The sequence below is a fragment of the Simplicispira suum genome, assembly GCF_003008595.1.
In the GTDB taxonomy this organism is placed as follows: Bacteria; Pseudomonadota; Gammaproteobacteria; order Burkholderiales; family Burkholderiaceae_C; genus Simplicispira; species Simplicispira suum.
Genome location: NZ_CP027669.1, coordinates 259,639 through 284,675, shown reverse-complemented (window position 1 = coordinate 284,675; position 25,037 = coordinate 259,639). Strand labels below are relative to the sequence as shown.

The 25,037-nt window shown below is 64.4% G+C and carries 20 protein-coding genes and 1 tRNA gene; 15 read left to right on the top strand and 6 right to left on the bottom strand.

The features are described from left to right. The first annotated feature begins 171 nt into the window (after positions 1-171). From C6571_RS01350 to C6571_RS01315, 8 genes are all read left to right on the top strand, one after another. Positions 172-939: an ABC transporter ATP-binding protein gene (locus tag C6571_RS01350; RefSeq protein ID WP_106445105.1), complete on the top strand. Its 768-nt coding sequence runs from the start codon at positions 172-174 to the stop codon at positions 937-939. Next, on the top strand, positions 936-1,688 hold the full coding sequence (locus C6571_RS01345; protein ID WP_106445104.1) for an ABC transporter ATP-binding protein: 753 nt from the start codon (positions 936-938) through the stop codon (positions 1,686-1,688). The genes C6571_RS01350 and C6571_RS01345 overlap by 4 nt, the downstream gene beginning before the upstream one ends. Positions 1,689-1,779: 91 nt before the next feature. Then, positions 1,780-2,763, top strand: coding sequence for a branched-chain amino acid ABC transporter permease (locus tag C6571_RS01340; RefSeq protein WP_106445103.1), 984 nt, complete (start codon positions 1,780-1,782; stop codon positions 2,761-2,763). A gap of 155 nt (positions 2,764-2,918) precedes the next feature. Next, positions 2,919-3,995, top strand: a complete 1,077-nt coding sequence (locus C6571_RS01335; protein WP_106445102.1) for a branched-chain amino acid ABC transporter permease — start codon at positions 2,919-2,921, stop codon at positions 3,993-3,995. 45 nt (positions 3,996-4,040) lie between these two features. After that, complete coding sequence (locus C6571_RS01330; RefSeq protein ID WP_170094650.1) at positions 4,041-6,161, top strand: D-(-)-3-hydroxybutyrate oligomer hydrolase; 2,121 nt, start codon at positions 4,041-4,043, stop codon at positions 6,159-6,161. A gap of 61 nt (positions 6,162-6,222) precedes the next feature. Next, positions 6,223-7,386 (top strand): ABC transporter substrate-binding protein, encoded by a 1,164-nt coding sequence (locus C6571_RS01325; RefSeq protein ID WP_106445101.1) that lies wholly within the window; start codon positions 6,223-6,225, stop codon positions 7,384-7,386. Positions 7,387-7,406: 20 nt separating this feature from the next. Continuing rightward, positions 7,407-8,309 carry an alpha/beta fold hydrolase gene (locus C6571_RS01320; RefSeq protein ID WP_106445100.1) on the top strand — a complete coding sequence of 301 codons (903 nt, stop codon included), beginning with the start codon at positions 7,407-7,409 and terminating at the stop codon, positions 8,307-8,309. A 49-nt stretch (positions 8,310-8,358) separates the two neighbouring features. Next, a complete protein-coding gene (locus C6571_RS01315; protein ID WP_106445099.1) occupies positions 8,359-8,688 on the top strand; it encodes a single-stranded DNA-binding protein in 330 nt (109 codons plus the stop codon). Between the two features lie 113 nt (positions 8,689-8,801). On the opposite strand, the gene C6571_RS01310 is transcribed toward C6571_RS01315, so the two are convergent. The 5 genes from C6571_RS01310 to C6571_RS01290 all read right to left on the bottom strand — a co-directional run bounded on the left by C6571_RS01310 (position 8,802) and on the right by C6571_RS01290 (position 16,286). Continuing rightward, positions 8,802-8,877 (bottom strand) — tRNA-Thr (locus tag C6571_RS01310). An 11-nt stretch (positions 8,878-8,888) separates the two neighbouring features. Then, positions 8,889-9,902 carry a class 1 fructose-bisphosphatase gene (locus C6571_RS01305; RefSeq protein WP_106445098.1) on the bottom strand — a complete coding sequence of 338 codons (1,014 nt, stop codon included), beginning with the start codon at positions 9,900-9,902 and terminating at the stop codon, positions 8,889-8,891. Then, the gene (gene pepN / locus C6571_RS01300) at positions 9,899-12,619 is read right to left on the bottom strand and encodes an aminopeptidase N (RefSeq protein ID WP_420852918.1); all 2,721 of its coding nucleotides are present in this window, start codon (positions 12,617-12,619) and stop codon (positions 9,899-9,901) included. Before pepN ends, C6571_RS01305 begins: the two co-directional genes overlap by 4 nt. 182 nt (positions 12,620-12,801) lie before the next feature. Then, positions 12,802-13,906 (bottom strand): peptide chain release factor 2 gene (prfB, locus tag C6571_RS01295; RefSeq protein WP_106445096.1). Its coding sequence is split into 2 segments (ribosomal slippage): positions 12,802-13,824 and positions 13,826-13,906, totalling 1,104 coding nucleotides; the frame shifts between segments, so codons are not numbered across the junction. 139 nt (positions 13,907-14,045) lie between these two features. Further along, complete coding sequence (locus tag C6571_RS01290; RefSeq protein ID WP_106445095.1) at positions 14,046-16,286, bottom strand: sensor domain-containing protein; 2,241 nt, start codon at positions 16,284-16,286, stop codon at positions 14,046-14,048. Positions 16,287-16,464: 178 nt separating this feature from the next. On the opposite strand from C6571_RS01290, the gene pstS reads away from it, so the two are divergent. The 7 genes from pstS (at position 16,465) to phoR (ending at position 23,192) form a co-directional block, all read left to right on the top strand. Continuing rightward, positions 16,465-17,505, top strand: coding sequence for a phosphate ABC transporter substrate-binding protein PstS (gene pstS, locus C6571_RS01285; protein WP_106445094.1), 1,041 nt, complete (start codon positions 16,465-16,467; stop codon positions 17,503-17,505). Between the two features lie 69 nt (positions 17,506-17,574). Further along, on the top strand, positions 17,575-18,591 hold the full coding sequence (gene pstC / locus C6571_RS01280) for a phosphate ABC transporter permease subunit PstC (RefSeq protein ID WP_420542632.1): 1,017 nt from the start codon (positions 17,575-17,577) through the stop codon (positions 18,589-18,591). Beyond that, entirely contained in the window at positions 18,588-19,469 is an 882-nt protein-coding gene (gene pstA, locus C6571_RS01275) for a phosphate ABC transporter permease PstA (RefSeq protein ID WP_106445093.1), read from the top strand. The genes pstC and pstA overlap by 4 nt, the downstream gene beginning before the upstream one ends. Before the next feature lie 36 nt (positions 19,470-19,505). Further along, the gene (pstB, locus tag C6571_RS01270; protein WP_170094648.1) at positions 19,506-20,330 is read left to right on the top strand and encodes a phosphate ABC transporter ATP-binding protein PstB; all 825 of its coding nucleotides are present in this window, start codon (positions 19,506-19,508) and stop codon (positions 20,328-20,330) included. A gap of 15 nt (positions 20,331-20,345) precedes the next feature. Then, on the top strand, positions 20,346-21,044 hold the full coding sequence (gene phoU, locus C6571_RS01265; RefSeq protein ID WP_106445092.1) for a phosphate signaling complex protein PhoU: 699 nt from the start codon (positions 20,346-20,348) through the stop codon (positions 21,042-21,044). Beyond that, entirely contained in the window at positions 21,044-21,763 is a 720-nt protein-coding gene (gene phoB, locus C6571_RS01260) for a phosphate regulon transcriptional regulator PhoB (RefSeq protein WP_106445091.1), read from the top strand. Before phoU ends, phoB begins: the two co-directional genes overlap by 1 nt. 100 nt (positions 21,764-21,863) lie before the next feature. Further along, a complete protein-coding gene (phoR, locus tag C6571_RS01255) occupies positions 21,864-23,192 on the top strand; it encodes a phosphate regulon sensor histidine kinase PhoR (RefSeq protein WP_106445090.1) in 1,329 nt (442 codons plus the stop codon). Between the two features lies 1 nt (position 23,193). On the opposite strand, the gene C6571_RS01250 is transcribed toward phoR, so the two are convergent. Beyond that, entirely contained in the window at positions 23,194-24,900 is a 1,707-nt protein-coding gene (locus C6571_RS01250; protein WP_106445089.1) for a hypothetical protein, read from the bottom strand. Positions 24,901-25,037: the final 137 nt, after the last annotated feature.

The following is a 25,037-nucleotide window of genomic DNA, read 5'->3' as shown; positions in this document are numbered from 1 at the left end:
CGCGTTGCGGGAAGGGGGACGACGCCAGCGCGGCGGGGCGGCCCTTGCGTGGCGTCTGCTGGCCTAGACCGTCGCCGGTTTTGTCGTAGCGCTCGGTTGTTACGTTTTTCATAGCTGCAAGCGCTTACGCAATAAGCGCTAGAGCCACTTTTTGCCTAAATTCTTCGTGCCATGCTTGAAACCCGAGACCTGACGATCCGCTTCGGTGGCCACGTCGCCGTCAATGCCGTGAGCTGCGCCTTCGCACCCGGCACGCTGACGGCCATCGTCGGCCCGAACGGGGCGGGCAAGACGACCTACTTCAACCTGATTTCCGGGCAGCTCAAGGCGTCCAAGGGGCAGGTTCTGCTGGGTGGGCGCGAACTCTCGGGTTTGTCGGTGCCAGAACGTGCGCGGGCCGGTCTGGGCCGGGCATTTCAGCTGACCAATCTGTTCCCCCAACTCACTGTGCAGGAAAACGTGCGCCTGGCGGTGCAGGCTACCCAACAGGGTAAGCACCGGCGCGGCCTCAACCTCTGGAGCATCTGGAGCGAGCACGCTGACCTCATCGCCAAGGCCGACACCATCCTTGCCAGCGTGTCACTTCGCGATCGCGCCGACACGCCTGTAGCCAGCTTGCCGCACGGCGACCAGCGCAAGCTCGAAGTGGCGCTCTTGATGGCGCTGGAGCCGCAGGTCTACATGTTTGACGAACCCACGGCCGGCATGAGCCACGACGAGGCGCCCGTGATCCTGAACCTGATCCGCGAGCTGAAGAAAGACCAAACCAAGATCATCCTGCTGGTGGAGCACAAGATGGATGTGGTGCGCGAACTCGCCGACCGCATCATCGTGCTCACCAACGGCACGCTGGTGGCCGACGGGGCGCCCGCCGAGGTGATTGCCTCGCCCGTGGTGCAGGAAGCCTACTTGGGCGTGGTGCAGGAGGAAGCAGCATGACCACTGCAACTGCCCACACCGACAGTGCCGCGCCGCTGCTCGAACTCTCCGGTGTGCACACGCACATCGCGGCGTACCACATCCTGCACGGCGTCGACCTGACGGTGCCGCGTGGCGAAGTCACCATGCTGCTCGGGCGCAATGGCGCGGGCAAGACGACAACGCTGCGCACCGTCATGGGCCTGTGGCGCGCGTCCCAGGGCACGGTGAAGTTCGCGGGGCAGGACATCACGCGCCTGGCCACGCCCCAGATTGCCGGGTTCGGCATCGCCTATGTGCCCGAAACCATGGGCATCTTTGGGGACCTGACGGTCAGGGAAAACATGGTGCTTGCCGCACGCAGCGCGCGCACCGCCGCCCAAATCGACGCCGAGCGTCTGGCCTGGATCTTCCGGCTGTTTCCTGCGGTGGAGAAGTTCTGGAACCACCCTGCCGGCAAGCTCTCGGGCGGGCAGAAACAAATGCTGGCGGTGGCACGCGCCATCGTCGAGCCGCGCGAACTGCTCATCGTGGACGAGCCCAGCAAGGGACTGGCGCCCGCCATCATCAACAACATGATCGACGCGTTCGATCAGCTCAAAAAGCGCGGCGTCACGATTTTGCTGGTCGAGCAGAACATCAACTTCGCCAAGCGCCTGGGCGACAACGTGGCGGTCATGGACAACGGCGTCGTCGTGCACGCCGGACGCATGCAGGCGCTCGCGCAGGACGAGGCGCTGCAGCGCTCGCTGCTGGGGTTGGCGCTATGAATTTACAGACTTTTAGGCCTCTAGCGCTTATTGCGCCTGCGCTTGCAGCTATGCAATCAATAGTAAATCGTTCACGCGCCGGAGGTGCAGCATGAATTGGCGCGAACTCGACTGGAAGCCGCTCGCCCTGGTGCCTCTGCTGGCCTTGGCGGTACTGCCGTTTATCGGCTCACCCTCTACCTGGCTCACGCTCACGGTGGCCGGGTTGGCGATGGGCATGATCATTTTCATCATCGCTTCGGGCCTGACGCTGATCTTTGGCCTGATGGACGTGCTCAACTTTGGCCACGGCGTGTTCATTGCACTGGGCGCCTTCGTCGCCGTCAGCGTGCTGGGCAGCATGGGCGACTGGACCGGCTCGCAGGAGCTGTGGCGCAACCTGGTGGCCGTGATCCCGGCCATGCTGATTGCCATGCTGGTGGCGGGTGCCGTGGGCCTGGCGTTCGAGCGCTTCATCGTGCGGCCGGTGTATGGCCAGCACCTGAAGCAGATTCTCATCACCATGGGCGGAATGATCATCGGTGAAGAAATCATCAAGATGATCTGGGGGCCGGCGCAGATTCCGCTGCCGCTGCCGGCTGGCATGCAAGGCTCGCTCTTCGTCGGCGACGCTGCCATCGAGAAATACCGCCTCATTGCCGTGGTCGTGGGCCTGCTGGTCTTCGGCATCCTGGCCTGGACCTTGGCGCGCACCAAGGTGGGCCTTTTGATCCGCGCCGGCGTGCAGGACCGCGAGATGGTCGAGTCGCTGGGCTACCGCATCCGGCGATTGTTCATCGGCGTGTTTGTCGCCGGCAGCGCGCTTGCCGGCCTGGGCGGCGTGATGTGGGGCCTGTACCAGCAGAGCGTGATTCCGCAGATGGGTGCGCAGGTCAACGTGCTGATCTTCATCGTCATCATCATTGGCGGGCTGGGCAGCACGGGCGGGGCGCTGATTGGCGCGCTGCTGGTGGGCTTGATGGCCAACTACACCGGTTTTCTGATCCCCAAGGTGGCGCTGTTTTCGAACATCGCGCTGATGGTCGCCATCCTGCTCTGGCGTCCCCAGGGCGTTTATCCGGTCACGAACAGATGAAGTACCCCCTGAGTCGCTTCGCGCCTTCCCCCTGGAAGAGGGACGCCACCGCTGCGGCGGGGCGGCCCTTGCAGGGCGGCCGCTGGTTTGGGCGCGTTGTGCGTACCTCGCGCAGCTGACGCAGACCGCTGTAGCTCCTTGAAAGACAAGCTCGCATGTTGAATCGAATTCTCTCTGGCGATTACCCGCGCAGCCGCGTGCTGACCGTGGTGCTGGTCGCGATCTTTCTGGGTCTGGCTTTCGCGCCCTTCCTGTTTCCTGGCGTCAAGGCGCTCTCGGTGGCTGCCAAGGTGCTGATCTTTGTTGTACTGGTGGCCAGCTTTGACTTGCTGCTGGGCTACACCGGCATTGTGAGCTTTGCGCACACCATGTTTTTTGGCATCGGCGCTTACGGTGTGGCGGTGGCCAGCACGCGCATGGGCGCTGGCTGGGATGCACTGGCGGTGGGCATCCTGGGGGCGCTTGCGCTGTCATTCGTGCTCGCGCTTGCCGTGGGGCTGTTTTCGCTGCGGGTGCGGGCCATCTTCTTTGCCATGATCACGCTCGCCGTGGCGGCGGCGTTCCAGACGCTGGCTTCGCAGCTGTTCGAGATTACCGGCGGCGAGGACGGCCTGAGCTTTCGCCTGCCCGAACTGCTCACGCCCAGCCACGAATTTGCCGAAGAGCCCTTTCTGGGTGTGTCGCTTGATGGGCGCTTGCTGACGTACTACCTGCTCTTTGTTGCGGCCGTGGTGTTGGTGCTGGCGATGCTTCGTATCGTCAACTCGCCCTTCGGTCGCGTGCTGCAGGCGATTCGCGAAAACGAGTTCCGCGCCGAGGCCATTGGCTACCGCGTGGTGGTCTACCGCACGCTCTCTTCTGTGCTCTCGGCCCTGTTCGCGTGTCTTGCCGGCTGCATGTTGGCGATCTGGCTGCGCTACAACGGGCCGGACACCTCGCTGTCGTTTGAAATCATGATCGACGTGCTGCTGATCGTCGTCATCGGCGGCATGGGAACGATTTACGGCGCAGCCATTGGCGCCGTGCTGTTTCTCATCGCACAAAGTTACCTGCAGGATTTGCTGCGCCTGGGCAACGAGGCGGCAAGCGGTCTGCCCTGGCTCGCCGCCTTGTTCTCGCCCGACCGCTGGCTGCTCTGGCTGGGCGTGCTCTTCGTACTGTCGGTTTACTACTTTCCCACCGGTGTCGTCGGCCGGCTGCGCGCCAGTGCGGCGCGGCGCGGCGGTGCCTGATTTCTCGTTCTTCGCGTTCACCAATAACCACCAGGAGACAAGCGCATGAAGATGGCAAGACACCCTTTGATTCCAAGCCTGCTAGCGGCAGCCGTGCTGGCTGCCTGCGGCGGCAGCAGTGAAAGCAACACCAACACCGCGCCCGGTTTTCTGGGCGCTGTGCGGGCCACGAACTACGACGGCGCATCCGACGATTTGCTGACGGCAGGCCTGGGTGCCTCGGGCCTCGCTGCGCCAGCGCCGCCTGCCTACGCCAATGCCCTGGCGCCCACCGCCGCCGAACTGCGCCGTGCCGCTATTCATACCAACTACCGCGCCATGCTGGATATGACCGCCGCTGGCGGCTACGGCACTTTCTACGGGCCCAACGTGGACGCCGAAGGCAAGGTGACGGCTGGCGAGGGCAAGGTCGCGGGCACCGAATACCTGGCCTTTGCCGACGACGGAAGCGGCCGCAAGAACGTCACGCTGATGGTGCAACTGCCCGCCAGCTTCGATCCGAAAAAACCCTGCATCATCACTGCCACGGCCTCGGGCTCGCGCGGGGTGTACGGTGGCATTTCCACCGGCGAATGGGGCTTGAAGCGCGGCTGCGCGGTGGCCTATTCCGACAAGGGGACCGGCGGCGCGCCGCACGATCTGCAGAACGACACCGTGCCGCTCATCGATGGCACGCGCAGCTCGGCGGCGGCCGCCGGCAAGAGCGCCGCGTTCAACGCCGGCCTCAGCGCCACGGAGCTGGCAGCGTTCAACGCCGCCACGCCCAACCGCTTTGCCTTCAAGCACGCGCATTCTGGCCAGAACGCCGAGCGCGACTGGGGCCGCACCACCTTGCAGGCCGTGGAATTTGCCTTCTGGGCCATCAACGAACGCTATGGCGAAGTGCAAGGCGGCGAGCGCCTGAAGACCTTCACGCCGAAAAACACCATCACCATTGCATCGAGCATTTCCAACGGCGGCGGCGCGGCCATTGCCGCAGCCGAGCAGGACGCAGACGGCTGGATCAGCGGCGTCGCTGTGTCGGAGCCCGCCATCGAGATGCCGGCCAACCCCGGCGTGCGTGTGGAGCGCGGTGGCGCGGTCGTGGCCACCACGGCAAAGCCGCTCGTGGACTTCACCACCGTTGCCAATCTGTACCAGGCCTGCGCAGCCCTGGCACCGTCGATTGCGTCCACGCCGTATGCGGCGGGGTTTGCCGCCGGCTTTGCCAGCACGGCCCTGCCGATCGCTCCCAACCGCTGTGCCAGCCTGGCAGCGCGTGGTTTGCTCAGCGCCAGCACCACGCCCACCCAGGCCGAAGAGGCTTTGCAGAAGCTGCGCGACTATGGCTGGGAGCCCGAGTCCAACGACCTGCACGCCTCGCTTGCCGCGTTTGAAGTGGCCCCGGCCGTGGCAGTGACCTTCGCCAACAGCCTCTCGAGCGCCAGCGTGCGGGACAACCTTTGCGGGTTCAGCTACGCCGCCACGACGGCGGCCGGCGCCGTCACGCCGCTTGCATCCGCCGCGCTGGCGGGCATGTTTGCCACCGGCAACGGCGTGCCGCCCACCAGCGGCGTGCAACTGGTCAACAACCTGGGCAAATTTGGGCCGGCGCGCGACTTCCTCTCGGCCTCGCCAGCAGGTGCCTTCGACTGGAACCTGGATGGCGCCGTGTGCCTGCGCAACCTGGTCACGGGCACCGATGCCGCCGCCAAGAAGCTGCAAGCCGGCCTGGATGAGACGCGCCGCAATGGCAATCTGCACGGCAAGCCCACGCTGATCGTGCATGGCCGCGCCGACGCGCTGCTGCCGGTGAACCACACCTCGCGCCCCTACGCCGCACTCAACCGCAAGGTGGAAGGTACGGCCAGTCGCCTGTCCTATATCGAAGTGGCAAACGCCCAGCATTTCGACAGCTTCATTGGTCTACCTGCGGTGCTACCGGGCTACGACAGCCGCTACGTGCCGCTGCACATCTACCTGAACCGTGCGCTGGACGCCATGTACGCGCACCTGAGCAGCGGCGCGGCACTGCCGGCGAGCCAGGTGGTTCGCACCCTGCCTCGCGGCGGAACCCCTGGCAGTGCGCCGGCACTCGGCACGGGCAACTTGCCAGCGATTGCCACCGTGCCGGCAGCCGCCGATGCGATCGTACTCACCCCCGGCGCCATCTCGGTGCCCGAGTGAGAGCTTCGAGCCTCGCACCGCTTCGGCCGTGCGGGGCCATTTTTATCCCCAGGAGCCAGCCATGAATTCAGTTTCTTACCTGCGCATGGGCGCCGCCTGGTCGCGCACGCTCGCCACCGTCTGCATGGCGCTTGCGCTGCTTGGCCAGGGTGCGGCGCGCGCTGCCGAAATCGTCATTGGTCAGGTCGCTCCGCTGACCGGTGTGCTGGCCAGTACCGGCGAGCAAATGGTGCTCGGCGGAAAGATTTACTTTGACGCCGTCAATGCCCAGGGCGGCGTGCATGGCGCCACGCTGCACCAGTTGGTGGTCGATGATGGCTACGACGTGAGCAAGACGGTGGCGCGCACCCGCGAACTGTTGGCACGGCCCGATGTCGTGGCCTTGTTCGGCTTTGCCGGCACGGCCAACATCACGCAATTGCTCAAGGACGGCGTATTGGCTGAAGGGGGCGCCGCGTTGGTCGCACCTTATACCGGCGGCGAATCGCTGCGCACACCGTTCAACCCCTGGATTTTTCATGTGCGCGCCGGTTATGTCGACGAAGCCGAGCACATGGTGCAGCAGCTCACCACGCTGGGCATGAACCGCATCGCGGTGATGTACCAGGACGATGGCTTTGGCCAGTCGGGCCTGGAGGGCGTGGAGGCCGCGCTGGCACGGCGCAAGCTCAAGCTCGTGGCGTCGGCAGGCTACCCACGCAACACCGACGATGTAGCCAGCGCCGTCAAGTCCATCTCGGCCGCCAACCCGCATGCGGTGATCATGATTGCGATCAACAAGGCCTCTGCGGCATTCATCAAGAAATACCGCGAGACAGGCGGCGGGGCGCAGCTCTACAACATCTCGGTGGTCAACCCCGCCGAAATCGTTCGCTTGGCGGGCCTGGAAAATGCCCACGGCCTGGGGATCAGCCAGGTGGTTCCGTTTCCCTATCAGCCCAAACTCCCGGTGGTGCGCGAATACCAGCAACTGCTGGCCAAGTACGCCCCTGGCGCCGAGGTGAACTACACCAGCTTCGAAGAATTTCTGGGTGCCAAAGTACTCGTGGAAGCGCTGCGCCGCGCCGGGCCTGCGCCTACGCGCGAGCGGGTGATCAAGGCGCTTGAATCGCTACAGAAATTTGATCTGGGCGGCCTGGTGATCAGCTACTCACCCACCAACCGCATCGGCTCGCGCAGCGTGGAAGTCACCGTGATCGGCAGCACCGGCCGGCTCATGAAATAAGCCCTCGTCAAGGACCTCGCATGCAACCGCGCTCGCGCTACGCCATCTGTGCTGGCTATGAAATTCACTACATGGAATGGGGCGCGCCCGATGCTCCGGTGGTCATCGCCTGGCATGGCCTGGCGCGCACCGGACGCGACATGGACCCCTTGGCCGAGCACCTGGCCGATCGCTACCGCGTCATCTGTCCCGACACACTCGGGCGGGGCCTGAGCCAGTGGGCGCGTTACCCGGCTGAGGAATACCGCCTGCGCTTCTATGCGCGTATCGCGGCCGATCTGTTTGCGCAGTTGGGCATTGATCGCGCGCACTGGATTGGCACATCGATGGGTGGCTCCATTGGGACGGTCAGCGCAAGCGGCCTGTTCGAGCCCGCGCTACAGGGTGCCATCCGTAGCCTGCTGCTCAACGACAACGCGCCCCAGCTCGCTGACGCTGCGCTCGAACGCATCAAGGCCTATGCAGGCCAGCCGCCAGCGTTCGACACGGTGGCCGAGCTTGAAGCGTTTTTTCGGCAGGTCTACGCTCCCTACGGCTGGCTGACTGATGCCCAGTGGCGCCTGCTGACCGAAAGTTCCACACGCCGGCTGCCCGACGGTCGCGTCACACCGCACTACGATCCGGCCATGGTGCAGCAGTTCACCCGGCACGACAACGACTACCTGATCTGGGACCACTACGACGCGCTGAACCTGCCCGTGCTGTGCTTGCGCGGCGCCGATTCCGATCTGGTGTTGCCGCAAACCACTGCTGCCATGCAGACACGTGGCCCCGGCGCACGCGCCCAGTTGCAAGTGACGCAAGTCGCCGGCTGCGGCCATGCCCCTGCCCTCAACGTGCCCGAGCAATTGGCGCTGGTGGACGCATTTCTCGCCAGGGTGGAGGCGGGCAAAAGCGTTCGCCAGGAGCCGCTTTGCACATAAGCTAGGCGCATGGCGCAGCCGCGCCATGCGCAATTGAGCAGGGAAAAACATGATTGACGGATTGGTAGCGGGCCGCCTCCACAGCGCGCCCGGTGAACGCATCGACAAAGGGGGCAATGGCTTTGTGGTGGCCAAGGTGCTCGCCGCAGCATCCGAGGGCGAGAACCTGATTGTCAATGTCATCGCTTTCGACAAGGAAGTCTGCAATGCACTGCTCGCACTGCGCGATGGCGACAGCCTTGCCCTGGCCGGAAGCCTGACGCCGCGCGTGTGGACGGACAAACAGGGCAATACCCGGCCCAGTCTGGACATGGTGGCGAACGGGGTGTTGACGGCCCATCACGCTGCCCATAGACGCGACGCCTTGGACGGTGGCTGAGATGCGCTGACGCAGTGACCGCTACGCGATCCGATTTGGCGTTGGGATAAGGTGGCAGGTTACGCACCAGCTACAAAAAAGCCCCTGGCTCTTGCGAATCAGGGGCTTTTATTTGGTGCCGGAGAGATGAATCGAACACCCGACCTTCTCATTACGAATGAGCTGCTCTACCGACTGAGCTACACCGGCTTAGCTCAAAATTATAGCTCGGAATGATAGCTGGTCACGCGCTCGACCTCGTTTTTCGAACCCAGGATCACGCTGACGCGCTCGTGCAGTTTGGTGGGCTGGATGTCCATGATGCGCTGCTTTCCGTTGGTGGCAGCGCCGCCGGCTTGCTCAATGAGCCAGGCCATGGGGTTGGCCTCGTACATCAGCCGCAGCTTGCCGGGTTTGTTTGGCTCGCGCCGGTCCCAGGGGTACATGAAGACGCCGCCGCGGGTGAGGATGCGGTGCACGTCGGCCACCATGCTGGCGATCCAGCGCATGTTGAAGTCTTTGCCGCGAGGGCCTTCCTGGCCTTGCAGGCATTCGTCGATGTAGCGACGCACGGGTGGGGCCCAGTGGCGCATGTTGCTCATGTTGATGGCGAACTCTTGGGTGTCGGCGGGGATGCGCACGTTTTCCTGCGTGAGGATGAACGAGCCCTGCTCGCGGTCCAGCGTGAACATGGCGACGCCGTCGCCCACGGTCAGCACCAGGGTGGTCTGCGGGCCGTAGACGCAGTAGCCGGCGGCTACCTGGCGGTTGCCCGGCTGCAGAAAATCGCCTTCATCCACGCCGCGGTCGTCCTCGGGCATGTGCAGCACGCTGAAGATGGTGCCGATGCTGACGTTCACGTCGATGTTGCTGGAGCCATCGAGCGGATCGAACAGCAGCAGGTATTCGCCCTTGGGGTAGCGGTTGGGCACGACATAGATGGCGTCCATTTCCTCTGACGCCATGCCGGCCAGATGGCCGCCCCATTCGTTGGCTTCGATCAGCACCTCGTTGGCGATGATGTCGAGCTTCTTCTGGATTTCCCCCTGCACGTTTTCGCTGTTGGCGCTGCCCAGCACGTTTCCGAGCGCGCCCTTGTTCACGGCGTGGCTGATGCTTTTGCAGGCGCGCGCCACCACTTCAAGCAACAGGCGCAACTGGCCGGGGATCAGGCCGTCAATGCGCTGCTGCTCGACGAGGTAGCGGGTGAGGGAGATTTTCTTGGGGGGTGTCATGGGGTCTCCAAAGCGCGGGTGACAACCTCGCGCACATCCTTGCTGAGTTTGGCGTGTCCGGCCACTTGGGTGATGGCCGCTTGCGCCGCGCTGCGCCAAGGCTCGGCCAGTTTGCTCCAGCGGTCCAATGCGCGCGCCAGGCGGGCGGCGACTTGCGGGTTGATGGCGTCAAGCGCGAGTACGCGGTCCACCCAGAAGTGATAGCCGACGCCATCTGCGCGGTGGAAGGCGCCGGGGTTGGCGTTGCAGTAGCTGAAGATCAGGCTGCGCGCGCGGTTCGGGTTGGTCAGTTGAAAGTCGGGGTGCTTCATCAGCGCCTGAACGGCGGGCAGCACGTTGCCGCCGCGATCGGGGCTACCTGCCTGCAGCGCAAACCACTTGTCGATGACCAAGGCGTCGTCCTTGAACAGCGCATGGAAGCGCGCCAGCGCGGCCGCCGCGTGCGGGTGGCCGCTGGTGACCAGGGCCGAGAGCGCGCCAAAGCGGTCGGTCATGTTGCCGGCATCCTTGAAGCGCTGCAGCGTTTTGCCGGGCCAGACGGCATCGCCGCTGGCCTGGGCTGCCAGGCACAGCATGGACAGGGACTGTCCGGCGAGAGCGCGGCGGCCGGCCGATGCCGCGTCCGGCCGGTAGGCGCCGGTGTCTTGGCTGGCTTCGTAGGTGGCTTCCCAGTCGCTCTGCAGGGCCGTGGCAAGTTGCAGGCGCATGGCTTCGCGCACGGCGTGCACGCGCTGCGGATCGACCACGTCGAGCTGCTCGGCGAGGTAGCTCTCGGAGGGCAGGGTCAGCACCAGCTCCTTGTAGGCGGCGTCGAGCTGCGGGTCGCGCAGCGTGCGGCGCAAGGCGGTGAGCAAGTCTGCGCCCATGATTTCAACATCGAATTGGCCGCCAGCGCTTGGTGCATCTGCGCTACCAGCTATTGCATTGATAGCGCAGCGCAGCATCAGGCGTTGCCCGGCTTCCCAGCGGTTGAAGGCGTCGCTGTCGTACGCCAGCAGCGTCAGCAGTTCAGCGTCGGTGTAGGCGTAGTCCAGCCGCACCGGCGCGCTGAACGAGCGCAGCAGCGAGGGCACGGGGGGGCTTGCCACGCCGATGAAGCGCAGTGTCAGGCTGGCTGTGTCGAGCACCACAGTGCGCGAGCTGGTGCCGGGGGCGGTTTCGCCGTCCATCTGCAGGGGCAGGGCGCTGCCGTCCTGCGCCAGCAGACCCAGTTCGACGGGAATGACGAAGGGCAGCTTGCTCGGCTGGTGCGGCGTGGCCGGGCAGCTCTGGCTGAGCGTGAGGGTGTAGGTCTGTGCAGCAGCGTCGTAGCTGCCTTCGGCCTTGACGCAGGGCGTGCCGGCCTGGCTGTACCAGCGCTTGAAGGCATCGAGCCGTGTGGCCAGCTCGCTGCCGGGGTTGGCGTCGGCAATCGCGGCCGCGAAGTCGTCGCAGGTGACGGCCTGGCCGTCGTGGCGCTCGAAGTACAGCTTCATGCCGCGCGCAAAGCCATCGCGGCCGACCAGCGTGTGCATCATGCGCACCACTTCGGCGCCCTTTTCGTAAATGGTGACGGTGTAGAAGTTGTTGATTTCTACGTAGCTCTCGGGCCGCACCGGGTGCGCCATGGGACCTGCGTCTTCGGGGAATTGCATGGTGCGCAGCACGCGCACGTCTTCAATGCGTTTGACGGCGCGGGCCGAGGGGCTGCCCGCCATGTCCATGGAAAATTCCTGATCGCGGAACACCGTCAGGCCTTCTTTCAGGCTGAGCTGGAACCAATCGCGGCAGGTGATGCGGTTGCCGGTCCAGTTGTGGAAGTACTCGTGGCCGACGACGCTTTCGATGTTGGAAAAATCCTGGTCCGTGGCCGTGGCCTGGCTGGCCAGCACGTACTTGGTGTTGAAGACGTTCAGGCCCTTGTTTTCCATTGCGCCCATGTTGAAGTCGCTGGTGGCGACGATCATGAAACGCTCCAGATCCAGGCTCAGGCCAAAGCGCGCTTCGTCCCAGGCGACGCTGGCCATCAGGGAATGCATGGCGTGCTCGGTCTTGCCCAGATCGCCAGGGCGCACGTAGACCTCCAGCAAATGCTCCTTGCCGGCGCGGGACGTAATGCGCTGCTGGCGCGCTACCAGCTTGCCGGCTACCAGGGCGAACAGGTAGCAGGGCTTCTTGTGCGGGTCCACCCATTTGGCAAAGTGCCGACCGCCGTCAAGCTCGCCTTGCTCCACCAGATTGCCGTTCGAGAGCAGCACTGGGTAGGCGGCCTTGTCGGCGCGCAGCAGTACCTGGTAGCTGGCCATGACGTCTGGGCGGTCGAGGAAGTAGGTGATGCGGCGGAAGCCCTCGGCCTCGCATTGCGTGAAGAACGTGCCCTGGCTCACGTACAAGCCCATCAGCGCGGTGTTTTTCTCGGGCGCGCAGGTGGTGAAGATCTCCAGGTCAAAGCCGGCCTCGTCCTGCGGCAGGTTCTCCAGCACCAACTGGCCTGCGTCCATACGAAAGGAGGTGCCGCCACCATTGACCATCACGCGCGCCAGGTTCAGCTCGTCGCCGTCGAGCCGCAGCGGTTGCAGTGCCACATCGGGGTTGCGGCGCACGCGCATGCGGTTGAGCACGCGCGTCTTGGCGGGGTCGAGGTCGAAGGTAAGTTCTACGGTGTCGATCCACCAGGCGGGTGCCTGGTAGTCACCTCGGTGGTGGGCGGTGGCCGGCGCCTGGCCGTCTTCGCGCATTGCGTACATTCAGATTCCTTAAGGCGATGTTGAATAAGTCACCACGATGGCGCGCGCCGTGCGTGGTGATGGGATGCAAGGCGCAAATCCTCCCCATAGCCGCAGCTATGGCGAGGATTTGCAACGCCACAGACCGCACTACGCACGGATGCAGGGCGCGTGAGGGACTTGTTCAGCATTGCCTAAATACCTTGCTTCAGCGAAGCTTCAATAAACGCGTCGAGGTCGCCGTCCAGCACTTTCTGGGTGGCGGAGATTTCAACATTGGTGCGCAAATCCTTGATGCGGCTGTTGTCGAGCACATACGAACGAATCTGGTGGCCCCAGCCGACATCCGTCTTGGAGTCTTCGAGCTTTTGCGCTTCTTCCTGGCGCTTGCGCATTTCGAAGTCGTAGAGCTTGGAGCGCAGGCGCTGCCAGGCGATGTCGCGGTTGCCATGCTGGCTGCGTCCGTCCTGGCACTGCACCACGATGCCGGTGGGCAGGTGGGTCAGGCGCACGGCCGAGTCGGTCTTGTTGATGTGCTGGCCGCCGGCGCCGCTGGCGCGGTAGGTGTCGGTGCGCACGTCGGACGGGTTGATGTCGATCTGGATCGAGTCGTCAATTTCCGGGTAGACAAACACGCTGGCAAAGCTGGTGTGGCGCCCGCCCGAGCTGTCGAATGGCGATTTGCGCACCAGACGGTGCACGCCGGTTTCGGTGCGCAGCAGGCCGTAGGCGTATTCGCCCTCGATGTGGATGGTCGCGCCTTTGATGCCGGCCACATCTCCCGGCGTCTCGTCGTCCACGCTGGTCTTGAAGCCCTTGCGCTCGGCGTAGCGCAGGTACTGGCGCAGCAGCATGCTGGCCCAGTCGCAGGCTTCGGTGCCGCCGGCGCCGGCCTGGATGTCCAGGTAGCAGTTGAGCGGGTCGGCCTCGTTGCGGAACATGCGGCGGAATTCGAGTTCCTCGATGTCCGGGCGCAGTTTGGCGGTTTCGCTCTCGATGGTGCGCAGGCCGGCTTCGTCGCCCTCGTCGCGGCTCATTTCGAACAACTCGGTGTTGTCCGCCAACTCACGCGTCAGGCGTTCGAGCGTGACCACCACGCCGTCGAGCGATTTTTTCTCTTTGCCGAGTTCCTGGGCCTTCTTTGGGTCGTTCCAGACCGACGGGTCTTCCAGCGAGGCGTTTACCGTGCGCAGGCGTTCAAATTTGGCATCGTAGTCAAAGATACCCCCGTAACTCACGGGTGCGCTCCGTGAGGTCTTCAAGTGCGTTGCCGATGAGGTTGATGCGTTCTGCTTCCATGGTGTTGTCTTTGGGTGTCTGGTGAGTAATCGGGCATTTTCTCACGCGCTGCAGACAGAGGTCATTTGCTATCCAAAAAATAGCTGAAAACACAGGCCCAATAAGCGCTGGAGCCTGTTTTTCTCTAAAACCTTGACGTTCAGGCTACAGGTGCCTTGCCTGCAGCCTGCGGATGGGCGTGCAGCCAGCCGGGCAGGGCGTCGCCGGGCATGGGGCGAGCGCAGAAGTAGCCCTGCGCCTCGGTGCAACCTTGTTCCAGCAGGAAGGCAAGTTGCTGCGGTGTCTCGACCCCCTCCCCGGTGGTTTCAATGCCCAGGGCCTGTGCCATGCGCACGATGGCACTGACCAGGGCGCGGTCGCTGGCGTCCTCGCCCAGGTCGCGCACAAAGGACTGGTCGATCTTGAGCTTGTGGATGGGAAAGCGTTTGAGCAGGCTGAGCGACGAATACCCGGTGCCGAAATCGTCAATCGCCAGCCGCACGCCCAGGGCGTTCAGTTGGTCCATGGTGGCGCTCGCTGCCTGGGGGTCGTCCAGGGCTACGCCCTCCGTCAGCTCCAGCTCCAGCACCTGCGCGGGCAGCTTGGCCTCGGCCAGCATCTGGCGAATGCGTTCGGGCATGCCGGGCTGGCGAAACTGCACCGCCGAGAGGTTGACCGCCACTCCGGGAACTGCATGGCTGGCACGCTGCCAGGTGTTTAGCTGCGCCAAGGCCGTGCGGAGCACCCAGTCGCCGATGGCCAGAATCTGGCCACTGTCCTCGGCCAGCGGGATGAATTCGGCCGGCGAGATGGCACCCAGTTCGGGGTGCTGCCAGCGCAGCAAGGCTTCGACACCGCGCAGCCGGCCGCTGGCCAGGCAAACCTGCGGCTGGTAGTGCAGCGTGAACTGCTCGCGTTCCAGCGCGCGCCGCAAGGCATTTTCCAGTGTCAGGGCACGGGCCGATTGCGCCTGCATCTCCGGCGTGAAGAACCGGTAGGTATTGCGCCCGCCCTGCTTGGCGCGGTACATGGCGACGTCGGCCGATTGCGTGAGGGTGTCGAAGTCCGCGCCGTCGCCAGGAAACATGGCAATGCCCATCGAGGGCGCCATGGTCAGCTCGTGGTGCCCGATTTGGTAGGGCGGCTTGGAGGCTTCGAGCAGTTTTCCCGCCACGCGCTCGGCGCCATGCGCGTTGGCGCCGGGGAGCAGCAGAATGAATTCATCGCCACCGAGGCGGCAGACCGTGTCTTTGTCGCGCACCACAGCGCGCAGGCGCTCGGCAATGGCGACGAGCAGGGCATCGCCGACGCGGTGGCCCAGCGAGTCGTTGACGTGCTTGAAATGGTCGAGGTCGAGGAAAACAACGGCCAGCGGCGTGCCGCCCTGCTGGGCGGCAGCGATGGCGTCGCGGCTGCGTTCGGCCAGCAGCGTGCGGTTGGGCAGCCCGGTCAAGGCGTCGTAGTGGGCCAGCCAGTGGATGCGGTCACGGTCCACCTGGCGCTCTTCCATTTCGCGGTGCAGGCTGTCCACGGTTTCGCTGAGTTGGCGTGTGCGCTCCTGCACCAGGCGCGCCAGCCTGACCTGAGCCTGCGCCACCGCCGCCTGGGCGTTGCGTCGCTCGGTCACGTCCATCACTGTCCACAGCGAGCCCTGCTCCGGCTTGCCCGGATGCAAGGCACGGCTGCGCACTTCGCAGACGATCTGGCTGCCATCCTTGCGGCAAATGCTGACCTCGCCCGCAAATGAATCGCCGCGCTGCAGCACCGGCTGGCTGCGCTGCGAAATGTCGTCCCACTCGGCATCGCTGGCATACCAGAGGCGCGTCGAGCAACCGGTCAACTCGCCCGGGCCGTAACCCAGCATGCTTTCAAAAAAGCTGTTGCAGCGCGTCATCTGGCGATCGACGAGGTAGACGATGCCTACCATGGCATGGTCAAACAAGGTCTGCTTTTCCCACAGGGCGGCTTCCAGCTGTTTCTGCGCGGTCTTTTGCGCATCCAGATCGTCAATTACCCAGACGGCACCATCGAGCGGTTCGGCCGTATTGATCAGGCTGCCGGTCAGGCGGGCCCAGAAGCGCCGGCCATCGCGCCGCCGCATCTCGCGTTCGGTGGTGTAGGGCTTGCCTTCTGCGATCACGGGAAATGCAGCGCGCCCCAGGTCGCGGTAGGCCGTGCGCCCAAGGGAAAAGCTCTCGCTGCGCTGGCCAATCAGCTCGGCCGCCGAGCCATAGCCGAACAACTGGGCAAACCGCGCATTGCAGCGCACCACCTGCCGTTCGCGGATGAAAACGATGCCCGCGCCCGCATTGTCCAGCAGCGCCTGCAACTCTTGCAGGGTGCGGTGGGGTGCGCCATCAATCTCGGAAAGGAGAACGGAAGAGCTGAGGGAGTCGTTCACGAAGTGGGCGATGGCGGGGCAGAGTGGCGTCGGAAAAGGCTAATTGTATGCAATTGTTTCTCTCTTTGCAGAGCGGTTCGGGTGGCAATGTGCGACTGTCTAGATCCACTGTCACAGACCTGTCATATGGCGGCCCTACATTGCATTCATTCCTCCAGCAAAAGCAAAGGTGTGATTCATGCAGGTGTTCAAAGTTCGGACTTTGGTAGTGGGTGCCTTCCTCGCAGGGTTCGCATGGAGCGCGCAGGCGCAGCAGGAAGCGACGGGCGCTGGCGCGAGCTTTCCGGCACCGCTGTATGCCAAGTGGGCATCGGACTACAACAAGGCCACGGGTGTGCGCATCAACTACCAATCGGTGGGGTCCGGAGCGGGTCTGCGCCAGATTGACGCCAAGACGGTAGATTTCGGAGCCTCCGATGCACCGCTCAAGGACGAGGACCTGGCCAAGAAGGGACTGATGCAGTTCCCCACCGTGATTGGCGGCGTGGTGCCCGTGGTCAATATCCAGGGCATCGCTCCAGGGCAGATCAAGCTCAGCGGCCAGGTGCTTGGCGATATCTACCTGGGAAAGACCAAGCGCTGGAACGACCCGGCCATTGCCGCCCTCAATCCTGGCGTGAAGCTGCCGGATGCCGACATCACTGCGGTGCGCCGTGCCGATGGATCTGGCACCAGCTTCCTTTTCACCAACTACCTGAGCAAGGTGAACGCCGAATGGAAAGCCAAAGTGGGCGAGGGCACGGCGGTGAACTGGCCCACGGGCGCGGGCGGCAAGGGCAACGAGGGTGTGGCCGCCTTCGTCGGCCGCCTGCCGAACTCGATTGGCTACGTCGAATACGCCTACGTCAAGCAGAACAAGATGAAGTACGTGCAGCTCTCCAACAGCACGGGCCGCTTCGTGTCGCCGAATGACACGTCGTTCAAAGCCGCCGCAGCGGGCGCCGACTGGAGCAAAAGTTTCTACCAGGTTCTCACCGACCAGCCTGGCCAGGAGGCCTGGCCCATCACGGGCGCTACCTTCATCTTGATGCACAAACTGCAGGACAAGCCCATGCAGGCGACCACCACGCTCAAATTCTTCGACTGGGCCTACATGCAGGGCGACAAGACGGCCTCGGATCTCGACTACGTGCCCATGCCCGACAGCGTCAAGAAAGTCATCAGGAAGGCCTGGGGTGAGATGAAGGATGAAACCGGCAAGCCGGTTGCGGTCCAATAAGCACTTGCACTGACCCGCACCTGGTGGCGCGCATTGCGTGCGCCGCCGTCCACCCCATAGGTTTGCAACGTGTCTTCATTTCCCCTGTCTCCCGCAGCCGCGCGCGCTCCTGCGCGCACTGCGGGCAAAAATCCTCCCCGCAAGCCCCGCGTTACCGGCTTGCTCGCGGACCGGCTGTTTGCCTTGCTGGCCCACGGCGCTGCATGGCTGACTCTGGCCGCGCTGGTGGGTATCCTCATTTCCCTCGCGATGGGTGCATGGCCTGCGATCCACGCGTTTGGCCTTGGATTTCTCACCAATAGCGTGTGGGATCCGGTGCAAAACGAGTATGGCGGTCTGGTAATGATCTACGGCACCTTGGCCACCTCGGTCATTGCCCTGTTGATTGCCGTTCCGGTGAGTTTCGGCATTGCGCTGTTCCTCACCGAGCTGTCCCCCGGTTGGCTCAGGCGCCCACTGGGTACGGCCATTGAGTTGCTGGCTGCAGTGCCGTCCATCGTTTACGGCATGTGGGGCTTGATGGTCTTCGGCCCCATTCTGGCGACCTGGGTGCAGGCGCCGCTGCAAAAACTCTTTGCCGGCGTGCCGTATCTGGGCGCGCTGGTGTCGGGCCCGCCCGTGGGCATCGGCATTTTGTCGGCCGGCATCATCCTGGCCATCATGATCATTCCGTTTATCTCGGCAGTCATGCGCGACGTGTTCGAGGTAACTCCCACGCTGCTCAAGGAGTCGGCCTATGGCTTGGGCTCGACGACCTGGGAGGTGGTCTCCAAGGTGGTGTTGCCGTATACCAAGACGGGGGTGCTGGGCGGCATCATGCTGGGCTTGGGCCGTGCGCTGGGCGAGACCATGGCGGTCACCTTTGTCATCGGCAACATGAACCAGCTCGACTCGGTGTCGCTGTTTGCCGCCGCCAACAGCATCACGTCCGCGCTGGCCAACGAGTTCGCCGAAGCGGGCGAGGGGCTGCACCAGGCGTCGCTGATCTACCTGGGGCTGGTGCTGTTTTTCATCACCTTCGTGGTGCTGGGCCTGTCCAAAATTTTGCTGCTGCGTCTGCAAAAAAATGAAGGAGCCCGGTCATGAGCAGCTCGCAAAGATTGATTTCGGCAGCCGACCTGAGCGCCGCACGGGCCGCGCGGTTTGCCCGGCGCAAACGTGTGAACCGCATTGCGCTGGGACTGTCGCTGCTGGCCATGGTGTTCGGCGTCTTCTGGCTGGTCTGGATCTTGTGGGAGACGCTGCGCCTGGGCCTGGGGGGTCTGTCGTTTGCGCTGTTCACCGAAATGACGCCCCCGCCCAACGAAGCGGGCGGCCTGTCCAACGCCATCTTTGGCTCGCTCACCATGGTGGCGCTGGCCACCTTTGTCGGCACGCCCATCGGCATCCTGGCGGGCATTTACCTGTCGGAGTACGACACCCGTGGCCCGTTGGCGCAGGTGACGCGCTTTGTGAACGACATCCTGCTTTCGGCGCCCAGCATCGTGATCGGCCTGTTCGTCTACACCGTGATGGTGACGCGCATGAAGAGTTTTTCCGGCTACGCAGGGGGCTTTGCGCTGGCCCTGATCGTGGTGCCGGTGGTCATCCGCACCACCGAGAACATGCTGCTGCTGGTGCCGGCGGGACTGCGCGAAGCAGCCTATGCCCTCGGCGCGCCCAAGTGGAAAGTCATTTCGTCGATTACGCTGCGCGCCGCGCGCGCCGGGGTGATCACTGGCGTGCTGCTGGCCGTGGCGCGCATTGCAGGTGAGACGGCGCCACTGTTGTTCACCGCGCTGAACAACCAGTTCTGGAATGCGGACCTGTCCAAACCCATGGCGAGCCTTCCAGTGACCATTTTCAAGTTCGCCATGAGCCCGTACGAGAACTGGCAAAAGCTCGCCTGGGCGGGGGTGTTCCTCATCACCATGGCTGTATTGGCCCTCAACATCGTTGCGCGTGTCCTCACGCGTGCCAGATAAGGCGTGCAGCGTAGCCCGCCACACTTCACCACACCCATGCTCGACACCCCGTTTGCCCCCGCCGCCAGGAGCGCCAGCGCCCCGGCGGTCCCGTCTCTATCCCGCACCCAGCCCAAGATTACAGTGCGCAACCTGAACTTCTATTACGGCAAGTTCCATGCACTCAGGTCCATCAACCTCGAAATCCCGGAAAACAAGGTGACGGCCTTCATCGGGCCTTCGGGCTGCGGAAAATCCACCTTGCTGCGCACCTTCAACCGCATGTTCGAGCTCTACCCCGAGCAGCGCGCCGAGGGCGAAATTTTGCTCGATGGCGAGAACCTGCTCACCAGCAAGCAGGACGTCGCCCTGCTGCGCGCCAAGGTCGGCATGGTGTTCCAGAAGCCCACGCCGTTCCCCATGTCGATTTACGACAACATTGCCTTTGGCGTGAAGCTGTTTGACAGTCTGAGCGCCCCGGAGATGGACGAGCGCGTGGAGTGGGCACTGCGCAAGGCGGCGCTCTGGACAGAGGTGCGCGACAAGCTGCACCAAAGCGGCGCCAGCCTCTCGGGCGGGCAGCAGCAGCGCTTGTGCATTGCGCGCGGTATTGCCATCAAGCCCGAAGTGCTGCTGCTCGATGAGCCGTGCTCGGCGCTCGATCCGATTTCCACTGCCAAAATCGAAGAGCTGATTGCCGAACTGAAAACGGACTACACCGTGGTCATCGTCACGCACAACATGCAGCAGGCCGCGCGCTGCAGTGATTACACCGCCTACATGTACCTCGGCGAGCTGATCGAGTTTGGTGAAACCGAGCAACTGTTCGTCAAGCCAGCGCGCAGCGAGACAGAGGACTACATCACCGGCCGTTTCGGCTAAGCGAAAGCGTTCAACATGCAAAAGCACCTTTCTTCGCAGTTCGACGCCGAACTCAATACCGTATCGGCCCGGGTGATGGAACTCGGCGGGCTGGTCGAATCGCAAATCGGCCACGCCATTCGCGCGCTGTCGCAGTTCAGCCTGGAGGCGGTGGAGACGGTGGCCGCGCTGGAGACGCGCGTCAACGCGCTTGAAGTGGACATCGATCGCGAGCTTTCCACCATCATTGCGCGCCGCCAACCCACCGCGCGCGACCTGCGCCTGTTGATGGCGTTCTCCAAGGCCACCGCCAACCTGGAGCGCATGGGGGACGAGGCCAGCAAGATGGCGCGCATGGTGCGCTCCATCATCGAGACTGGCGCCCCACGCAGCCTGCCCACGACGGACCTGCGTGTGGCGGCTGACTTGGCATCCGGCCTGCTGCACAAGGCGCTGGACGCGTTTGCGCGGCTTGATACCCGGGCGGCGCTGGCCATCCTCAAGGAGGACGACCTCATTGACGAGGAGTTCGATGGCTTCGTGCGCAAACTCATCACCTACATGATGGAAGACCCGCGCACCATCTCGCCCAGCCTTGATCTGCTGTTCATCGCCAAGGCCATCGAGCGCATTGGTGACCACTCCAAAAACGTCGCCGAACTCATCATTTACCTGGTTGAGGGAACGGACGTGCGCCACACCTCGCTCGAAGACATTGAATCGGTGTTGCGTTGATGGCCTATTTGCCCAGAGTGCTGGTGGTCGAGGACGAGCCCGCGATTGCCGAACTGATTGCCGTGAATCTGCGCCACAACGGCTTTGCGCCAGTTTGCGTCGAAGACGGTCCCAGCGCCCAGCGCGAATTGGACGCGGTGTTGCCCGATGTCATCCTGCTCGACTGGATGCTGCCCGGCCAGAGCGGCCTGCAGCTCGCGCGCAAGTGGCGCGCGCAAGCGCGCACGCGCGCCGTTCCCATTCTCATCCTCACGGCACGTGGCGACGAGCCGGACAAGGTCGCCGGCCTCGATGCGGGTGCCGACGACTACATCACCAAGCCCTTTTCCACGCAAGAACTGCTGGCGCGCATCCGTGCCGTGCTGCGCCGCCGCGCGCCCGAGCAAACGAGCGAAGCGCTGGAGGCGGGCGGCCTGCGGCTTGATGCGGCAGCGCACCGCTTGAGCTTTCAGGGCAAGGAACTGCGCATCGGCCCGACCGAATTCAAGCTGCTGCGCTACCTGATGGCGCACCCGGAGCGCGTGCATGCACGCGCGCAGTTGCTCGACAAAGTGTGGGGCGACCACGTATTCATCGAGGAGCGCACGGTGGACGTGCACGTCAAGCGCCTGCGCGAGGCGCTGGGCAGCGCGAGCGCTATGGTGGAGACGGTGCGCGGCGCCGGCTACCGGTTCACCGCTCAGGCGGGTCAGGCCGGTGTGCGGGCCGAGCCGCCATGACGTCGCAGTGTTTTTCTCCTGAATTGATAGCTGTTAGCCCTTATGCAGTAAGCGCTAGAGGCCATTTTCACTGTATTTTTTCCTGTTTTTACAGCCGCCCATGTGGACCCGCTCGCTGATCTTTCTTGCCGCCCAGTTGCTGGGCGCGGGCATGGGGTTCGCCCTGCATGGCGCCTGGGGCGCGGTGGCGGTGGCGGCGGCTGTCGTCTGGCTGTGGTTCCTGGTCGACCTGATGCGGGCGGGGCGCGTTCTGCGTTGGCTGCGCGATGCGCCACCAGGCGCGGTGCCAGCGCGCGTCGGCGTTTGGGGCGAAGCGGTAGATCGCGTGCAGCGCCTCGTGCGGCTGCATGAACAGCACGCCAGTGAGAGCAGGCAGCGACTGGGCGACATGTTGGACGCCCTCCAGGCCACGCCCAACGGCGTACTGCTGCTGGACGACAAATCCCGCATCGTCTGGTGCAACCACAACGCCGCGCTGCACCTGTCCATCGACGCCCAACGGGACGCCGAGCAGTTCATTGGCAACCTGCTGCGCGACCCCGATTTCGCAGCCTATCTGGCTGGTGGCGATTGGTTGCGTGAGCTGGTCATCACCACCTATGGTCAGAGCGATGGACGGGCGGCGCGGATGTCCATCCAGCTGTGCGCCTATGGCGCGGGACAGAAGCTCATGCTCACGCGCGATGTCACGGCGGCGGAGCAGGCCGAAGCCATGCGGCGCGACTTTGTCGCCAACGTTTCGCACGAAATTCGCACGCCTCTGACCGTGCTGGCCGGCTTTGTCGAGACGCTGCAAACCCTGCCGCTGGAGGCGCAGGAGCAGTCACGCTACCTGGCGCTGATGGCGCAGCAGGCCCAGCGCATGCAGCGCGTGGTCGAGGGACTGTTGGCGCTTTCCAGGCTGGAGGCCAGCCCGCCGCCGGGCTTGGCGCAGTGGCTGCCGGTGGCGCCGCTCCTGGAGCGCTGCGAACAGGAAGCCACAGCCTTGGCCGCAGTGATGGGGCGGCAGCATGTCTTGCGCTTCCCCAGATTTTCAGCGCCAGAAGATGCGGGCGAGATTGCCGGGGGCGCCGCCGAACTGCACAGCGCGTTGTCCAACCTGGTCGGCAATGCAGTGCGTTACACGCCCGCTGATGGCAGCATTGAAGTGCAATGGGCGTGGCAACCCGATGGCGACGCCGTGTTCAGCGTGCGCGACACCGGCCCAGGTATTGAGGCCGAGCACTTGCCGCGCGTTACCGAGCGTTTCTATCGGGTGGACCGCAGCCGCTCGCGCGACACCGGCGGAACAGGGTTGGGGCTCGCCATCGTGAAACATGTGGTGCAGCGCCACGGCGCGCAATTGGTGGTCGAGAGCACGCCTGGAAAGGGATCGAACTTCAGCATCCGCTTTCCCGCCTTGCGGCTGCGGCGCGCGGGTTCTTGTTGACTTAGCGCGGCACGCGCCGGTACACCACCAGCGCATCGCTCCTGTCGGTGGGTCGCCCGATGCGAGCCGCAAAGGCCCATTCCTTTTCGTCGGGTGGACTGCGGCGCAGGGCGGGCCTGGGTGCATCGTCGGCCACGAGCAGCCAGGGGCATGTGGGCGCGGCAGCCGTCAACGGACGCGTCACGACGCTCCCAAACACCTGCAGCGCGGCAAACTGGCCTTGGTCCAGGCCCAGCACGTGCACGCAGGGCGACCCGTTGATGAGCGCCATGACGGATCGCACCTGAGGTGCGTCGCTGCGCGCGTAGTTCAGCATGGGCAGCCACAGCGTGGTGAGCAGCAGCCAGCACAAGGTCGTGCCCGCTGCCGGGAGCACCAGCGTTTTCCATAGAGCACTCTGGTTGCGCCCCGTCCGCCAGACCACCACCGCGCACCAGGCGGCGGTGGCAGCCAAGGCGACAGCAAAGGCAAGAGCAGAAAACTCCGGACGAAAACCCTGGGCCAGCTTGGCCACGTTGGCTGCCGGCTTGGCTGGAAAACCGGTCTGTGTGGATATCCAGATGACCCAGATGGCAATCGCTGACGCGGTAAAGAAGAGCAGCGTGAACCAGTCGATCAGGGCCGACACGCTGCGCTTGAGCGTGGGCAAGGCAAACGCCGCCAGCCCCGCCAGCGCCGGCAGGCCCAGCAGCAGTGCGCGATCAGCAGGGCGGGAAACCGCCATGGCCGTGAGGGCACAGAGCACGAACCACAGCGGCAGCCAGAGATGGCGCTGCAGAGGGACGACAAAGAAATGGCGGCGCCAGCGCCACAGTGTCCACAGTGCAAGCGGCCAGGCAGGCCAGGTGAACCACAGCAACAGTCGGGCCAGGCTGCGTGCTTCCTTTTCGAAATCGGGCCACAGTACACGCCGCTCCCACAGTCCCAGTTGCCAGGCAAGCCATGCGGTTGCCAGCGTCAGCACCAGAAGTCCCAGGGCCGTCCGGCGCTGCGCGCCCGCATTGGGCTGGCCCTCGTCGCTCGCCCACAGGCACAGTGCGGTGCCACCCGCGCCGTAGAGCACTGCCAGCACAGGGGCCCCGCTGAGCACCAGTCCGGGCAAGCCCAGGGCGAGTGCCAGCCAGGGTCGCCAGCGCTGGCGTGGCATGGCGGCCAGTCCGTAGAAGACCAATGCCGTGCCGCATAGTTGTGTGAGATAGGCCGAGGTCTCATGTGCGGGCTGGGCCAGTCCCAGGCTGGCGAGCAGGGCGAGCAGACCGCCATCGGCAATGGCGCGTGCGTAATCGGCCGGCGCGGCTTCACCGCCAAAAGCAAAAGCCACTGGCTGCGCACCGGGGCTGCGCGCCAAGGAATAAATAGCCCACCAGGTCGCCCACAAGGTCAGCACCAATAGCAGCGCGAAGGCAATCCGCGTGGCAAAAATGGCCGGTAAAAGGCCCTGGGCCGCCTGCAAAGCCCAGGCGCCCAGCCAGTAGGGCAGCAGGCCGTCTGACGCTGGCGGCAGGCCTCCCAGCAGCGGCGCCAGCCAAGGCGTATGCCCGCCCGCCAGCTGCAACATGTAGCCGTAGGCAGTGACGTCGGCTCCGCGCCAGGGGTCGCGGCCAATGAAGCCCGGCAGCACATAGGCCGCGCACAAAAGCAGCAAGGCCCAGCGCGGCAGGGGTCGCACGGCGCTGCGGGGAACGATGGCGGGAGTAGGTTGGTTCACGCGAAGTCAGGCTGCATGGTCGCCGCAAAGCATACGGGCAAACAAAAAGGCAGCGCGGTTTCCCGAGCTGCCTCTTGACTGGTGCGAGGGCACTGGCGATGGAGGGGGCTTTCGAAGGCCCGCCAGTGCACCCGTAG

Bases quoted from the DNA above. Each gene is read 5' to 3' on its own strand.
- C6571_RS01350 (WP_106445105.1), top strand. From the start codon at position 172: ATGCTTGAAACCCGAGACCTGACGATCCGCTTCGGTGGCCACGTCGCC.
- C6571_RS01345 (WP_106445104.1), top strand. From the start codon at position 936: ATGACCACTGCAACTGCCCACACCGACAGTGCCGCGCCGCTGCTCGAA.
- C6571_RS01340 (WP_106445103.1), top strand. From the start codon at position 1,780: ATGAATTGGCGCGAACTCGACTGGAAGCCGCTCGCCCTGGTGCCTCTG.
- C6571_RS01335 (WP_106445102.1), top strand. From the start codon at position 2,919: ATGTTGAATCGAATTCTCTCTGGCGATTACCCGCGCAGCCGCGTGCTG.
- C6571_RS01330 (WP_170094650.1), top strand. From the start codon at position 4,041: ATGAAGATGGCAAGACACCCTTTGATTCCAAGCCTGCTAGCGGCAGCC.
- C6571_RS01325 (WP_106445101.1), top strand. From the start codon at position 6,223: ATGAATTCAGTTTCTTACCTGCGCATGGGCGCCGCCTGGTCGCGCACG.
- C6571_RS01320 (WP_106445100.1), top strand. From the start codon at position 7,407: ATGCAACCGCGCTCGCGCTACGCCATCTGTGCTGGCTATGAAATTCAC.
- C6571_RS01315 (WP_106445099.1), top strand. From the start codon at position 8,359: ATGATTGACGGATTGGTAGCGGGCCGCCTCCACAGCGCGCCCGGTGAA.
- C6571_RS01305 (WP_106445098.1), bottom strand. From the start codon at position 9,902: ATGACACCCCCCAAGAAAATCTCCCTCACCCGCTACCTCGTCGAGCAG.
- pepN (WP_420852918.1), bottom strand. From the start codon at position 12,619: ATGCGCGAAGACGGCCAGGCGCCGGCCACCGCCCACCACCGAGGTGAC.
- pstS (WP_106445094.1), top strand. From the start codon at position 16,465: ATGCAGGTGTTCAAAGTTCGGACTTTGGTAGTGGGTGCCTTCCTCGCA.
- pstA (WP_106445093.1), top strand. From the start codon at position 18,588: ATGAGCAGCTCGCAAAGATTGATTTCGGCAGCCGACCTGAGCGCCGCA.
- pstB (WP_170094648.1), top strand. From the start codon at position 19,506: ATGCTCGACACCCCGTTTGCCCCCGCCGCCAGGAGCGCCAGCGCCCCG.
- phoU (WP_106445092.1), top strand. From the start codon at position 20,346: ATGCAAAAGCACCTTTCTTCGCAGTTCGACGCCGAACTCAATACCGTA.
- phoB (WP_106445091.1), top strand. From the start codon at position 21,044: ATGGCCTATTTGCCCAGAGTGCTGGTGGTCGAGGACGAGCCCGCGATT.
- phoR (WP_106445090.1), top strand. From the start codon at position 21,864: ATGTGGACCCGCTCGCTGATCTTTCTTGCCGCCCAGTTGCTGGGCGCG.